The 14,247-nt window shown below is 64.6% G+C and carries 13 protein-coding genes; 5 read left to right on the top strand and 8 right to left on the bottom strand.

The genetic code is table 11. The features are described 5' to 3' along the window. The first annotated feature begins 3 nt into the window (after positions 1-3). From QC826_RS01115 to QC826_RS01100, 4 genes are all read left to right on the top strand, one after another. Entirely contained in the window at positions 4-1,203 is a 1,200-nt protein-coding gene (locus QC826_RS01115; protein WP_279764038.1) for a hypothetical protein, read from the top strand. Next, entirely contained in the window at positions 1,118-1,780 is a 663-nt protein-coding gene (locus QC826_RS01110) for a S8 family serine peptidase (RefSeq protein WP_279766349.1), read from the top strand. The genes QC826_RS01115 and QC826_RS01110 overlap by 86 nt, the downstream gene beginning before the upstream one ends. Beyond that, on the top strand, positions 1,777-2,211 hold the full coding sequence (locus tag QC826_RS01105; protein ID WP_279764037.1) for a hypothetical protein: 435 nt from the start codon (positions 1,777-1,779) through the stop codon (positions 2,209-2,211). The genes QC826_RS01110 and QC826_RS01105 overlap by 4 nt, the downstream gene beginning before the upstream one ends. Before the next feature lie 277 nt (positions 2,212-2,488). Further along, the gene (locus QC826_RS01100) at positions 2,489-2,758 is read left to right on the top strand and encodes a hypothetical protein (protein WP_279764036.1); all 270 of its coding nucleotides are present in this window, start codon (positions 2,489-2,491) and stop codon (positions 2,756-2,758) included. Positions 2,759-2,944: 186 nt separating this feature from the next. On the opposite strand, the gene QC826_RS01095 is transcribed toward QC826_RS01100, so the two are convergent. From QC826_RS01095 to QC826_RS01065, 7 genes are all read right to left on the bottom strand, one after another. Next, positions 2,945-4,135 (bottom strand): YbdK family carboxylate-amine ligase, encoded by a 1,191-nt coding sequence (locus QC826_RS01095; RefSeq protein ID WP_279764035.1) that lies wholly within the window; start codon positions 4,133-4,135, stop codon positions 2,945-2,947. Further along, a complete protein-coding gene (locus QC826_RS01090) occupies positions 4,128-5,342 on the bottom strand; it encodes a cation:proton antiporter (RefSeq protein WP_279764034.1) in 1,215 nt (404 codons plus the stop codon). Before QC826_RS01090 ends, QC826_RS01095 begins: the two co-directional genes overlap by 8 nt. After that, the gene (locus QC826_RS01085) at positions 5,335-6,432 is read right to left on the bottom strand and encodes a hypothetical protein (RefSeq protein ID WP_279764033.1); all 1,098 of its coding nucleotides are present in this window, start codon (positions 6,430-6,432) and stop codon (positions 5,335-5,337) included. The genes QC826_RS01090 and QC826_RS01085 overlap by 8 nt, the downstream gene beginning before the upstream one ends. 103 nt (positions 6,433-6,535) lie before the next feature. Continuing rightward, positions 6,536-9,280 carry a cation-transporting P-type ATPase gene (locus QC826_RS01080; RefSeq protein WP_409567846.1) on the bottom strand — a complete coding sequence of 915 codons (2,745 nt, stop codon included), beginning with the start codon at positions 9,278-9,280 and terminating at the stop codon, positions 6,536-6,538. A 30-nt stretch (positions 9,281-9,310) separates the two neighbouring features. After that, positions 9,311-9,736 (bottom strand): universal stress protein, encoded by a 426-nt coding sequence (locus QC826_RS01075; RefSeq protein WP_279764031.1) that lies wholly within the window; start codon positions 9,734-9,736, stop codon positions 9,311-9,313. Positions 9,737-9,809: 73 nt separating this feature from the next. Then, positions 9,810-11,066, bottom strand: coding sequence for a putative Na+/H+ antiporter (locus QC826_RS01070; RefSeq protein WP_279764030.1), 1,257 nt, complete (start codon positions 11,064-11,066; stop codon positions 9,810-9,812). Between the two features lie 203 nt (positions 11,067-11,269). Then, positions 11,270-11,686, bottom strand: coding sequence for a 4-oxalocrotonate tautomerase (locus QC826_RS01065; RefSeq protein WP_279764029.1), 417 nt, complete (start codon positions 11,684-11,686; stop codon positions 11,270-11,272). A gap of 143 nt (positions 11,687-11,829) precedes the next feature. Here QC826_RS01065 and QC826_RS01060 point away from each other — a divergent pair, with 143 nt between their 5' ends. Continuing rightward, positions 11,830-12,417: a TetR/AcrR family transcriptional regulator gene (locus tag QC826_RS01060; RefSeq protein WP_279764028.1), complete on the top strand. Its 588-nt coding sequence runs from the start codon at positions 11,830-11,832 to the stop codon at positions 12,415-12,417. Positions 12,418-13,088: 671 nt separating this feature from the next. Here QC826_RS01060 and QC826_RS01055 read toward each other — a convergent pair. After that, entirely contained in the window at positions 13,089-14,240 is a 1,152-nt protein-coding gene (locus tag QC826_RS01055) for a nitroreductase family protein (protein WP_279764027.1), read from the bottom strand. Positions 14,241-14,247: the final 7 nt, after the last annotated feature.

Genomic DNA, 14,247 nt, shown 5'->3' with positions numbered 1-14,247 from the left:
ACCATGGCAAACCGCTTCATCATCGGCAAGGGGGAATTGCTGACGTACGATATCCCGCCCCCGCCGATGAGAAACAATAAGGTTCACCCGTACTCGCTGATCGAAGCACAGGCGGCCGTCGTGCCCCAATTAATCAAAGCCGTGCAGGACGTGAAATCGCTTCCGCCCGAGGCCTGCCCGCTGGACCTCGCCGTGCTCAAGCTCGATCTACATCCGGCATACATCGCCAAGTCCTTCTTCCCACGAGCGTTCCTGCGCGAGGCGGGACTGGTCTCGCTCGGCAGCCGGACCGTAAAGCTCAGTCCGCGGACCGACCATCGGATCACGGCACCCGACATCTGCGAAACCACAGAACTCTTCGTGGCGGGGCCCCGCGCGGCGCTGGCGCGCCTGCCCGACTATGCGATGCAGTTGCAGGATGGAACGACGGCGGCCATGCAGTTCCGCGAAGTCGAAAACGTCAGCGCCATGACGGCCCTGGACCGCGTGCGCCCGAATCCGGCGAGCGGCGGCCGGGTCTTCGAAGTCGGCTTACACCGCCTTCCGGATCAGTCACTCGACGTGGTGCGGCGGGCGTTTACAGGCTACGCCAAGGCCTGCGGGTTCGTTGTCAACACAAAATACGAATTCCCAGTCGGCGGCATGTTGTTCCTCGCGGTGGAAGGCGATCCGTCTGGGCTAGATGCGCTGGCCATGTTCACGCTGTTGCGCGTGGTGCGACCAATGCCAGCAGTGCGCAGCGCCCGTCCGCTGGCGCGCTCAAGCCCCATCGCGGTCAGTTTCAGAATGCCTACCGCTCAGTCTTTGTCCGACGAGCCGTCGGTGGCGATCCTCGACGGAGGCCTACCCGACCAACATATCCTGCAGCGCTACATCGGACGCTACGAGAAGTCTGATGCGGCGGCGGCGGATGTCCCCGATTATCTCGAACATGGGCTGGGCGTCACCTCGGCGTTCCTGTTCGGTCCGATCGAGCCTGGCACCGAAGCGCCCCGTCCATACTCCTATGTGGATCACTACCGCGTGCTCGACGCCCACTCTAATCACGAGGGCCTACGAACTTTATCGCACGCTGGCCCACGTGGAAGAGATCCTGCTGTCGCGTCAGTACCAGTTCATGAACCTCAGTCTTGGCCCGGACTTGCCATACGAGGATTCGGACGTGCATGCCTGGACGGCGGTGCTGGACACGCTTCTCAGTGACGGCGACACGCTCTTGACGGTCGCGGTCGGTAACAACGGCGAACGTGACGAGGCGCTGCAGCTCAATCGAATCCAGGTGCCGTCCGACAGCGTGAACGCGCTTTCGATCGGCGCAGCGAACTTCTCCGGCGAGACATGGGCCCGCGCCGCGTACAGCGCGGTCGGTCCAGGCCGCAGTCCCGGCCGGCGCAAACCCGACGCGGTGGCCTTCGGCGGCTCGCCCAAGGAGTATTTCCACGTGGTGCGGCCCGGCATGAAGGCTGAATTGGGCGCCACCATGGGTACGAGTTTCGCTTCGCCCTTCGGACTGCGCACCGGGGTGGGCGTGCGCGCCATTCTCGGGGAGGACGTCCATCCCCTGACTATCAAGGCACTGATGGTGCATGCCTGCGAGCAGACGGGGTTGGCGAGCGTCGAGGAAATCGGTTGGGGCCGCATTCCAGACGATGTGGCGCACATCATCACGTGCGGCGATGGAGTGGCCCGGATCATTTACCAGGCCTGCTACGCCCGGGGAAATATCTACGCGCCCCCATTCCACTGCCGCTCGACGAGCTCGAAGGCAAGGTCAAGGTGAGTGCGACGTTCTGCTACGCCAGCCCGGTCGACGTCGAAGATGCGGCCGCCTACACCAAAGCGGGCCTGACCATCACCTTCCGGCCCCACGCGGATAAAAAGTCCGGCGCCCAAGTCAAACCGCGTTCGTTCTTCACCGCGACTCAGTTCCGCACTGAGCAGGAACAGCGCTCCGATCTGGGCAAATGGGAGACCGTGCTGCATTCAAAAGATTCCTTCTACGGGTCGAGCCTGAAGGAACCGACCTTCGACGTGCACTACAACGCGCGCGAAGGCGGCGCGAATGGCGGCAAGGACAGCGAATTGATCCGCTACGCCTTGGTGGTCACCGTGGAAGCGCCCAAACACGCGAATCTTTACGACGCCATTCTTCAGGCGCACGCAAGGTTGAAGGCGATCGAGCCGAAGATCACGCTTCCACTGCGCACCTAGGCTGTTCTCGTTGGTATCGAATTGAGCCAATCGGCTGATATGACCGCACTGCACAGCTGTTGTGGATACAACTTGAAAGTCAATGAGAAAACGCCGTCTCGCCCTTGGCACTCGGTCAGTTGTCGACGATCTTGGTAAGAGGTGGTGGATTGCAGGTCGGCGCGGCGGAATACGCTTGGGTGGACCGGAACAAGGCTGCGCTCGCAGCCATCCCCACGGATCGGGGAAGCCAGCTGCGAGGTACTCGAGAATCGCCCAACAAGGATAGATGCGATCGATGCACGACCTGAACGGCATTGTGTGTCTTGAGGACGTTGGAAAACGTGTCGCGCCGCGTGCCGACCAAGAGGCGATTTATCTTCGCGATCACAGAATCGTCAATCGTGCACATAAAAGCTTTTCTGCATCTTGGACAATAAGCATGTGCAGCACCCATCGTCGAGCCTGCAAGCGCCGTTACAAACAACTCCATCGCATTCGTTCGGAGTGGTTTCCGCATGCGATGCTTACAACAGCAAGCCGACCGTCTTTGGAAAACAATTGGTAGGGGGATTTTTCTACTAAAAAAATCCCCCCCCCTTGAAGAGGAGGGAACCAAAGGGACCATGAAGGCCCCTGCTGAACTAGCATTTTACAGGACGCGGCGGGGCGCGGCACCTCGTGGAGTTCACGCGAACACAGCCGCGCATTACCTCAATACGAAAAAATCAAGCACGTTCGGAACTGGGTTGCCTCATCTGTGTTCGAATTGCTCGCTGGCGACGCGGGCGATGTCGTTCATGCCCGAACCCGCGTCCATGTGCCCCCTCAGCCAGCCGGCCTGGCCGCCGTCCGCCAACAACGCCTCGATCACGCGCACCGCCTGGCCGAAACCGGGGTCGTTGGTCCTTCGTGCCAGGCGCTCCAGATCGCCGCGCACGACGTCGGCGACTTGGCGCCGGCTGCCGTCCTCCGGATCGATCCAGCTTGCGCCAACGCCTTCCTTGGCGGCGTTGAAGCGGTTCCACGCGTACAGCTCCTGGCAATCGTCGCTGGGCCACCGGCCCGGCCTGTCGTAGACCTCGATGCACAACTCGCGCGCGTAGCTTCCCAGCGCGGCCGCATAGGCCGGCTTCAGCGGCGTGTCGAGTACCCGCAGCTCGATCGTGCCGTATTCCGGCTTGGGCCGCACGTCCCAGTAAAAATCCTTGATGCTGTTGACGATGCCATGCCCCGCCAGCCGCTCGAAATGGGCCCGGAACTGAGCCCAGGTGCGGATGTGCGCCGGCATGGTCCCGCTCATAGGGAAGGCGCTGACGACGTTGCTGCGCGCGCTGCAAAAAGCCGAGTCCTCCCCTTGCCAGCAGGGCGAATTGGCCGACAGGGCGATGAACAGCGGCGCTCGCTGCGTCAGCCAGGCGCACACGCGTATCGCCTCGTCGGCCGACGGCACGCCGACGTGCACGTGCATGCCGAACACGGTAAACGTCTTGGCCAGGTAGCCGAATTTCTTGGCCGACTCGTAGTAGCGCTCCTTGGGGTAGATGCGCTGTTCGTTCCAGCGCTGGAACGGGTGCGCGCCGCCGCCCGAAATGGCCGCGCCCACGGCGAACGCGGCGCGCTGCACGCTGGCGCGTATTTCCTCGAGCTCGCCGGCGGCCTCAGCGTAGCCGCCGAGGATCGACGTGGCCACCTCCAGCATCGAGGTGGTGATTTCCGGCGTCGCCACCCACTTTTTTTCCTGCATGTCGAGCAGCCGCAGGATGTCCGGCGCCGCCGGCAACAGGTCGTAGGTTAGGCGGTCGAGCACCATCAATTCGAGTTCGATCCCCATCGAGCCGAGCTTGGACCGGTTGAATTCGGGCAGGAAGGCGGGGCCGGCGCCGGCCACCGCCAACGCCTGCTTGTCTGCGGCCGCACCGCCCGCGGTTGCCGGATTAACCATTCACCACCTCCTCATGGGTTTCCCCCGCCATTTTCAGCCCCCACCAGGTCAGGCCCGGCGCCAGCAGCACGTTCAATCCCAGCAAAGCCTGCATCGTTTGCGCGGCCAGCTCGCCCAGGCCCGGATAGCCGGCGCTCGAATTGTCCACCACCAGCGAACCGAAGCTCACCAGCGAGCACAGCGAGATGGCCATCGCGTGCTTCTTGCGCCCGCTCCACGCAAGGCCGGGAATGAACGCCAGCCGCGTGACGCCGATGCGCACGGCGAACACCGCTGCGGCGACCAGCAGGGTCGGCACGTGCATCAACTGTTGCACGTTCACCAGCGAGGCCGACATCATGAACAGCAGCGCGTAGCCGATCTCCTGGCCGGTCTTGATCTGCGCCTGGAACACGTTGTCCCTCTTCTCGGCGTTCCTGAGCAACAGTCCCATCAGCAGCAGCGAGAGCAAGGCGCTCGACGCGCTGACCGAACACAGGCCCAGGTCCATCAGCAGGGCCGCGAGCAGCATGCCCGGCCGCATGCCGGCCTGCGCCTTGCTCGCCCGCGTGGCCAGCGCGTACAGGCCGTAGCACAGCAGCGCGATCACCGCGCCCAGGAACAATTTTTCTATCTGCCTGCCCAGCTCCTGGACGAAGCCGACACCCGCCTCCAGGTCGTGGCTCTTGAGCCACGACAAGGCCACGCCGACGGCGAGCAGGGCGATCAGATTGCTCAGGCCGACCATGTTGGCGCTGGCGTTGGTGGCCACGCCGCTGGCGTTCGAGTCGGACACCATCGACGAGAACACGATGGGATTGACGGCGATGAGGATGGCGCCGATGAAGGCCGCCTCGCCCCAGCCGAGGCCGAAGGCGACTAGGCACAACAGCGTGGCGACGCCGCGCAGCAGGCAGGCAAGGACAAGGCTGGCGCCCTGGCGCCCGCTGCGCCACAGCCAGGCCAGGTCCATCTTGCGGCCGACCTCGAACAACACCAGCGCGGCGGCCGCGTTGAACAGCTCCTGGAACATGGCGATCAGGGGCGCGTCCACCAGGCCGAGGCCGCTTACCCCGAGGACCAGGCCGGCGATGACGGCGCCGTACAATTTGGGGACGCCGCGCGTTTGCAGCAGCAGGCCGACAATTTGCGACAGCATCAGGCCGGCGCCAATGACCGCCAGGGGTGACAACAGCAGGGACTGCAGGCCCGACAGTTCTTCATTCATGCTCGGCCTCCCAGATCGCGGCCAGGCCGGCCAACTCGCGCTCGATCGCGGCGCGGCGGTTGGCGACGGCCGGCCCCGGCGGCCGGCCGCCCGGTTCGACGGGAAAGACCGCGACGATCCTGGCGCGGACAATGGCGCCGTCGGTCTTGGTCGGCATCCAAAGCTGCCCTTTAACAAGCCCGTCCTCCAGCCAGATGGCCTCGTATTTCGCCCCGCCGCCCTTATTCGCGGCCGGCGTCGACACCAGCCGGAACGGCGTCAGCCACGTGGCACGGGGAAAGCGCCGCGCCAGCTGCAATTGCATCGCCGCGCGCTGTTCGTGGCGCACCTCGTCGCGCGAATATGGCAGGTGCTGCTGCGCCTGGCTCAGGCCGGCCGTTTCCATGCGCATGCAAAGGCCGTTGCTTTCCCATAGCCAGGCGTCTGCCAGCACCTCGCCGGCGCGACCGCGCAGATTCGCCTCCCACGCGGCGCGCAGCGCCGCCGCCTCGGCGCCGGCGGCACCGCGCACGGCGGGACGCAGCTTGGCGGCGGCGGTCGCCAACAGTTCCCAGCGGGACATCTGCCATTGGCGGGTCGCGGCGCGGGGCGAGGGGTTCCAGGTCCATTCCGAGGCCGTCCACGCGCCGCCCGCCGATTTTTCGATGACCGCGAGGCGCTGCCGCCCGGATGAAATGCCGGAAAGGCCCTGTGCCGGCCAAGCCGCATCCCAGGCGGCCGGCGCGGCAATGCCCGTGCGCGCCTGCTGCCACTGCCACCACAACGCCGCCTGGCTCACACAGGCGTTGCCGGCGGCCGGCAAGGCGCTCCATCGACGCATCTGCAAGCGGCCTTGCCACGCGCACTCGACGGCCGTGGCGCGCCAGCCCGGCGCCTGTTGCGCAGGCTCGTCGGCGCCGCATCGTTTCGGACGCTGCTGCGCCAATAGACGCAGGTCCCCCATGACGTCGGCGGCAGGTGCCGCTGCGGCGCGCGCCGGCAACGCGGGCTTGGCTGCAACGGCATCGCGACCGCCCGACAGCAGGATCGACAGCGAGAGCAGACCGGCCCGCGCCATCTGCCTTGATTGATAAGAAACAGCCATGTTCATCCTTGCTTCCTTTCATGGAGCGCACGGTACGACCGCGCCATCGTTCGATCCCGCTGGCGCCAGCGGTGGTTTTCCAGCGCGGGCCGCGTCGCTCGTTGCCCGCCTACGCGGACGGCGTTGCCCGCTTCGTCCCGGCAAAGAACTTTGACCGGAAGAGCAACCATTTCTCCAGCTCCACGACCAGCAATACCGCGACGCCGAACAGTACAATACGCGCCCACGCCGCCGCGCCGATATCGGCCGTCCCGAACAGGCGCTGCATCGCCGGGAGGTAGGTGAACAGGGCCTGGAAGAGCAGCAGCGTAGCGACGGCCCACAGCGCGTATGGATTGCCGAAAATGCCTTGCCGGGTCAGCGCCGGGGCGGTGAAGCGGCGCACGTTGAACAGATAGACAATCTCCCCCATGACCAGCGCGTTCACGGTCGCGGTGCGCGCCGTCTCCAGGCTCGCCCCTTGATCGGTCTCCCATAGGAACAAGCCCATGCCGCCCGCAACGATCAGGAACGTGACGAAGGCGATCCGCCAAACGAGGAAACCCGTCAACAGGGGCTCGCGGGGATCGCGCGGCGGCCGGCCCATGGTATCGGCTTCGCGGGACTCGAAGGCGATCGCCAGCGACAGGGTGACGGCGGTGATCATGTTCACCCACAGGATTTGCACCGGCGTGATGGGCATGGTCAGGCCGAACAATATGGCCGTCAGCAGCATGCCGGCCTCCCCGCCGTTGGTCGGCAAGATGAAGGCGATCGCCTTGCGGATGTTGTCGTAGACCCCCCTCCCCTCCTCGACGGCCGCCGCGATGGAGGCGAAGTTGTCGTCGGCCAGCACCATTTCGGCGGCCTCCTTGGCCACCTCGGTGCCTTTGCGGCCCATGGCGATTCCCACGTCGGCCCGCTTCAGCGCGGGCGCGTCGTTGACACCGTCGCCCGTCATCGCCACCACCTCGCCGTGGCTTTGCAGCGCCCGCACCAACCTCAGCTTGTGTTCCGGGCTGGCGCGGGCGAAGACGTCGGTGTCCATCACAGCAGCGGCAAGCCGGGTGTCGTCCATCGCCTCCATCTCGGCGCCGCACAGGGTCTTGATCTGCGCCGCCAAACCCAACTGCTCGCCGATGGCGCGGGCGGTCGCGGCATGGTCGCCGGTGACCATCTTGACGCGGATGCCGGCGGAGCGGCAGCGCGCCACGGCCGCGATCGCCTCTTCGCGCGGCGGATCGGACAACCCCAGCACCGCGAGCAGCGTGAATTGCCCCAGGTCGACGTCGGCGAAGCCGAGCACGTCCATGTCCTGCGCGGCCGGCCGCGTCGCCACGGCCAGCAGGCGCATCCCCCGGGCGGCGGCGTCTTCGGTCTTGTCGCGCCAATACGCTGCGGCAAGCGCCCCGTCCCGCCCATCTTCCCGCTGCCATTGGCACAGCGCCAGGATGATCTCCGGCGCACCCTTGATGAATATGCGGCGCCGGCCGCCATGGTCGTGGTGCAGCGTCGCCATGAAACGGTGTTCCGACTCGAACGGGATCACGTCGACGCGAGGCAGCGCCTCCCGCTCGAAAGCCTGGTCCAGGCCGACCTTCATGGCCAGGGCGACGAGGGCGCCCTCCGTCGGATCCCCCGCCAGTTGCCACTCGCCCCCGGCTTGACAGAGCGCGGCGTCGTTGCACAACAAGGCGGCCACGCCGATTTCCCGCAGCGCCGGATAGGCGGCAGGGTCGACCTCGCCGCCGGCGACGGCAAAGCCGCCATGGGGCCCGTAGCCGGCGCCGGACACGTCGAACATGGCGTCGGCGGTCACCACGCGGCGCACCGTCATCTCGTTGCGCGTCAACGTGCCGGTCTTGTCGGTGCAGATGATGGTGACCGAACCGAGCGCCTCCACGGCGGGGAGGCGGCGGATGATGGCGTTGCGCCGCGCCATGCGCTGCACGCCGATCGCCAGCGTGATCGTCATGATGGCCGGCAATCCCTCCGGAATCAACGCCACCGCCAGGCCTACGGCGACGAGAAACATGTCCGCCGCGGAATAGGCGCGCACCCAGGTGCCAAAGGCGAAAGCGAGGCCGGCCAGCAACAGGGTCGCCCAGGTGAGCCAGCGGCCGAACGCCGCCAGTTGGCGCAACAGCGGCGTGGCCAGTTCCTGCACGTCCGCCAGCATCGCGCTGATGCGCCCGATCTCCGTCCCGGCCCCGGTGGCCACCACCACCCCCACCCCTTGGCCGTAGGTCACCAGCGTGCTGGAATAGGCCATGCACGCGCGGTCGCCCAGCGCGGCGTCGGCCGGCGCGCTTTGCCCCCCCTTGTCGACGGCGACCGACTCGCCGGTCAACGCCGCCTCCTCGATGCGCAGGCTATGTATCTCCAGCAAGCGCAAGTCGGCGGGAACCTTGTCGCCGGAACTCAAAAAGACGATGTCCCCGCGCACCAGCTCGTGCGCCGGGATCTCGCGCCGCCTGCCCTCGCGCAGCACCTGCGCATTGAACGACAACATTTGGCGTAAGGCGTCGAGCGCCCGCTCGGCCTTGCCTTCCTGGACGAAGCCGATCAAGGCGTTGATGACCACCACGCCGGCGATTACCCCGCTGTCGACCAAATGCCCCAGGGCGGCGGTGATCGCCGCGGCCCCCAGCAGGACATAGATCAGGACATTGTGGAACTGGAGCAGGAGCCGCCGCGCCGGCCCCCGCCGCTTCGGCGACGGTAGGGTGTTGCCGCCGAATTCGGCGCGGCGCCGCTGCGCCTCGGCGTCGGAAACGCCCTGGGTGCGGGACGTCGCGACAACGTCTAGCACCGCCTGTGCGTCCATCGCATGCCAGGCGTGCGCGGCCGGACCGGATGGCGCCGCCTGTGCCATCCCCGCCGCTGGATCATCGACGGCCATGCGCTATTTGACCAGGGTGACTGGCACGTCGACCAGATGCACGACGCGGCTGGCGACCGAGCCGATCATTACGCTGGCGATCTGCCCCATGCCGCGGGTGCCCATGATGACGCCGTCGCTGCCCGATTCATGCACCTGCGCGGCGATTTCGCCGGCGGCCGGACCCACGCGGCAACGCACCCGGTAGGGAATGGCGCCTTCCTCCAGAATCCGCCGCGCCGGTTGAAGCACGTGGTTGGCCTCGTCCGGACACAGGCGGCTGAGTTCGTCGGGGGACAGCAGGGCGGCCTGCGACTTGAACGTCATGGGGTCGAGCACATGCAGCAGCTCAATTTCAATGGAAGGATTTTCCCGGGCCGACGTGGCGGCATGGCGCACGGCGCGCAACGCGTTGTCGGAGCCGTCGCAAGGGACAAGGATTTTCTTCATGCTTTTCCGCCTCGGTTGTGGTGAATTCGTTTGCCCGCGTTCGTCTCGACCATAGCACATTTCAAGCTTGCTTCTATAGCAGGAAGAACAACGCAGCCATCATGGTGGGCGGAAGCGCGCCCAATATTAGGCCGACCGTGCCGATGGAGTCGTCGTCGAAACCGCGCCTGAGCAGCGCCACGCCCGCTGGGTTGGGCGCGTTGGCGATGACGGTCAATCCCCCGCCCGCCACGGAGCCGGCGACCAGCATGTACTTGGCGTGGTCCGACATGCCGGCGATCAGCGAGCCGAGGTAGGTCAGCGCCGCGTTGTCGGTGATGGCGGTCAAGGCGAGCGCGCCGAAGAACAGGGCGGTCGGTTCCAGCGTCGAGACGATCGGTTGCAACCACCATTGTTGCATTCCGCCGAGCACGACCAAGCCGGCCAGGAAAAACCCCACCAGCAAGCCCTGCTTCAGAATCAGGGGATTCTGATAATGTTCGTACGCCTGCGTATAGCCCAGGAAGAAAAGAAACAATCCAATGAACACCACCGGATGGTGGGCGAACGCGACGACGCCGGCCAGGAACGCCAGGTGGATCGCGCTGACGACCCAGGGCACCGGCTTGGCGTGGCCGCGCGCCGACCCGGCGTCCGCGTCGCGAAGGTGGGAGCGCAGGAGGAAGGTGACGACGGTCGAATTGATCAGCACCGCGAGGCAGGCCCGCCAGCCGAATGTCGTCGCCATGAACGCGCTGTCCCATTGCCATGTGGTGGCCACCATCAGAACCGGCGGCGCCGCGTACGCGGTCAGCGTGCCGCCGATCGAGACGTTCACAAACAGCACGCCCAGGGCCGCGTACTTCAGCCATTCCGGCATGCCTTTGCGAAAAATTTGCGGCGCCAGCATCAGGGCCGCCAGCGTCATCGCGGCCGGTTCGGTGATCAGCGACCCCATGATCGGCACCACCGCCAGGCCGAGCCACGCCAGCGCCAGCGGCGTGCGCACCGGCGCCAGGCGCGCCAGTGCGGCGAGCAAGCGCCCCACCGCCTCCAGCACCGGTCGGGAGGCGGCCACCACCATCACGACAAAGACGAACAGGGGTTCGGTGTACTGGCGCGACTCGACATAGGTCAAAGCCTGTTTTCCGCTCGACACGAAGGCCATCGCGACGACCAGGACCAAGGCCCAGAAACCGAACACCACCTCGACCTCGCCCATCAGGTGGAGCAGTCCGGCGTGCCGCGGGTGCCGGTGCGCCAATATCTCGAAGTATTTCGCGGTGAAGGTGTGCAGCAGCGCGAGCGCGAAAATGCCCGCGCCGAAGGCCTGCATCGATGTAGTTTCCATGTGAATTATTTCTTTCGTTCTTGGTATGGGCGGGTTGACGCGAGCTTATTATCCCCGATGCGGCAATCCGGAGCGCCTAAACGGTGACCTGGACCTCGCGCGTGGCAAACGGTGCAGGCCGATCGGCTTCGCTGGCTGGCGACGACAGATCGGTTTCCGGCAAAAATTGCGCGGGCGACATTCCGCCGTCCGCGCATGCGGCGTTAGCCCTTGGTAATTTCGGCGACGATTTCGCCATTCGTCATGGCTTGCCCGTTGAAATTCCAGCCACCGTCAACCGCGTGGACCACGTTGACATAGATGTGTTCCTTCGGCTGCACTCCGCCCGAAAGGTCGTGGATGATGCTGGTCGCCTCGGCAAAGAAGCCTTGCTGAACCTTGCGTTCGGCAAGCGCAAACGACGGCACCTTCCATTCGACCCAGGCACCAGCGAAATTGCGTCCGCCTGAAAACGTGGCGTCCCTGGGCAGCACGTGGACGTTCGCCGTAATGTTGGCGCGCATCGTCTCGTTTCCGGTCAGGCCGTGGTGTTTGAGGAAGGCATCCGTGATCTGGGCGACGGCCAGCTTTTCGGTGCCCAGGGGAAGGACACCTTCGGTCAGTGTGAGTGTAAGAGGCATGGCGATAAATCCTGGGTAAGGTTAAACCGGACGCGATGTCGCGCGCGGCGCGATCATTAACATAACGATCGTGATTTCAAATATACATAACGTTCGTTATTTGGTCAACTATAATGACGCTTTAACCCACAAGAAAGCCCGACATGTCCCGCGACGAACAGAAGACAATGACCCGGAAACGCATCCTCGACGCCGCCGGTCGTGGTTTCCGCAAGGGCGGTTTCGGCGGCGTCGGGATCGACGGCCTGGCCAAGCAAGCCGGCGTCACGTCCGGGGCGTTTTATGTGCATTTCTCGTCAAAAGAGGCGGCATTCAAGGAATCGGTGGTGGCCGGTATTGATGAGCTGCACGACGCCGTCGTCGCCTTGCGTGCGGCCCATGGCGATCAATGGGTCGGCAGGTTCGTCGATTTTTATCTCGGCCCGAAGCGCACCTGCGACCTGGCCGAAAGCTGCGCCCTACAAAGCCTCGTGCCTGAGGTCGGCCGCGCCAGCGATCACGTCAAGGAAGCCGTGCAGGGGAGTCTCGACGCGCTTGCGCATGCCGTCGCGGACGGGCTGCCCGGCGGCGGTGTTGCCGACCGGTTGGCGCGAGCCTGGGCCTTGTTGTCGATACTTCCCGGCGGGGTGTCGCTCGCCAGGGCGCTGGGGGACCAGGCGACAGCGGACGCGGTCGCCGCCGCAGTCAAGAAGGCCGCGCTGGACGTGGCCCTTTCCCTTTCCAAGGAGTGAGCCATCCGTCTTGAAAAAGGCGCATACAGCGCACGCCGCCCTCGACTGTGGTAAGCCATTCAAGATTATATTATTCTTGTGCGGTGAAAAGTTGCTGGCACGGGGATCCATTCAAGTTTTTACCTGCACCTGGTCCGCAGGTCGAAAATCCTAAATTGTTGATTTTGCAGAGGGGCCATTCAAGTTTCTATTAGGACGTAACAGGCCTTGTTCCGCCCGAATAGAAACTTGAACGGAATAATAAAACCTTGAATGGGCCGTCAGGCCGTATTAATGGAATCTTGAATGACCAGACCATGCGTGCGCGCTCAAGACAATGACGCACTGAAATTTATGCCCTGCCCCCCCTTTTTTGTCGACAAAGGAAAAAATATGGGCGTGGCTCAAACTCGGGTAACACGCGCCGCGTGAATTGTTGTGGTTGAGCGATATTGTTGCCCCTCTCTCTCGCCGCCTGGACTCACTTCCGGAATACTGAAACTCCATTGCTCAGGTGGAAGGAATACGCTCGGCCCATACTACCTAAAAATGACCGTTTTTGAACCACGCCAAAAAAGCCGCATAAAAAGCGACAACCAGCTTGGAAATTTCCGACCGTGAGGAGATTGTGCTGGCCATGCTGGCCGATGAACATAACGCCGCGGGCTGACCGCTTACTTATGGCGGGGGGATCAGACTGTCTCGCCGTGGGTTTCAATGATGGCGGCAAGCGGCCTACGCAGGCATTCGCCGTGCCGCTGCCTGATCGCACCGAGGCGCGTGAAGAAAACGATGCGCCGGTCGCCGCCGGCCAGGCGCTGCAATTCGCCGCGCGCCCGGTCGTGCTGCAGCATCACGCTGAGCGGGTGCAGCGCAAGTCCGAGCCGCTGCGCGTTCAGCCATACTTCCATCAGGCGCGCGCCGGCCTGGACCATCACCGTCGATGCGACGTCGTCCGACGGCAGGCTACACAACAGCAGTTGCGCTGAGTCTTTTACCAGCGCCGCCAGTTGCGCCGCCATGTTATGCGGCACGCGCACGATGCGCAGCACTTGCATGACCTCCGGCGCCAGCACACATTGCATGATGCGCGTACGCAGCGGCGACATCGGTCCCATCAGGCTATGCAGATAAAAACCGTCCTCGGCCGGCTTGCGCGGATCGAAATGCAGGTAGCGGTAGGTTTCCTTCCATGCGCGGTAGCTGGAGAAGTCCAGCGCCGCGAACTGCCGTACCAAATCGGCGGCACGGGCAATGAAGGCCGGGCTGCGTTCCACCCGGATTTGCAGTTGGTCCCCGGTCAGCTGTTCCGGCCAGTGCCGTTCCAGCAATTGCGCGAGCACCATGTCACTGCAACTGCCCTCGGCAAACGGCGCGCGATGGGTACGGCGCTGCCGGACGCCGTCCTGCAACCCGGCTAATGCCGTGGCATCTGGAACGCGCTGCGGCTGCAGAGCAAGCAACACCAGGCCCCGGCAGCCATACCGTTGTTCCAGCGATTGCAAGGACGGCATGGCCGCCGGGGCCTGCGTATCCGGCATATCCAGCCAGTGCCAGTTGCAGTGGAAGCCCAGCGCATCGAAGGCCGCGCTCAACAAGCCGAGGAACATGCCGCAACTGAGCTGCATTTCCAGCGTAAGACCGGGTAGTGCTCTCAACGTACGCTTGCGATCGATGCCCAGCAGCAGCAACTGCCCGTGCTCCGGCCAAGCATGTGCCGGCAAAAGCTGCGCCCGCATCCGCCTGTCTTCGATGTGCACCAGCTTCCATGGCTGGCAGTTGTGCGAAGACGGCGCCTGGCGCGCAATGTCGACTGCTTGCAGCAGGTTTTCTTCAAATTCCATAGACGTC

The sequence above is a fragment of the Rugamonas sp. DEMB1 genome (assembly GCF_029834475.1).
Lineage (GTDB): Bacteria > Pseudomonadota > Gammaproteobacteria > Burkholderiales > Burkholderiaceae_D > Rugamonas > Rugamonas rubra.
The sequence above is the reverse complement of the archived record's forward strand: the minus strand, read 5'-3'. Positions and strand labels throughout refer to the sequence as shown.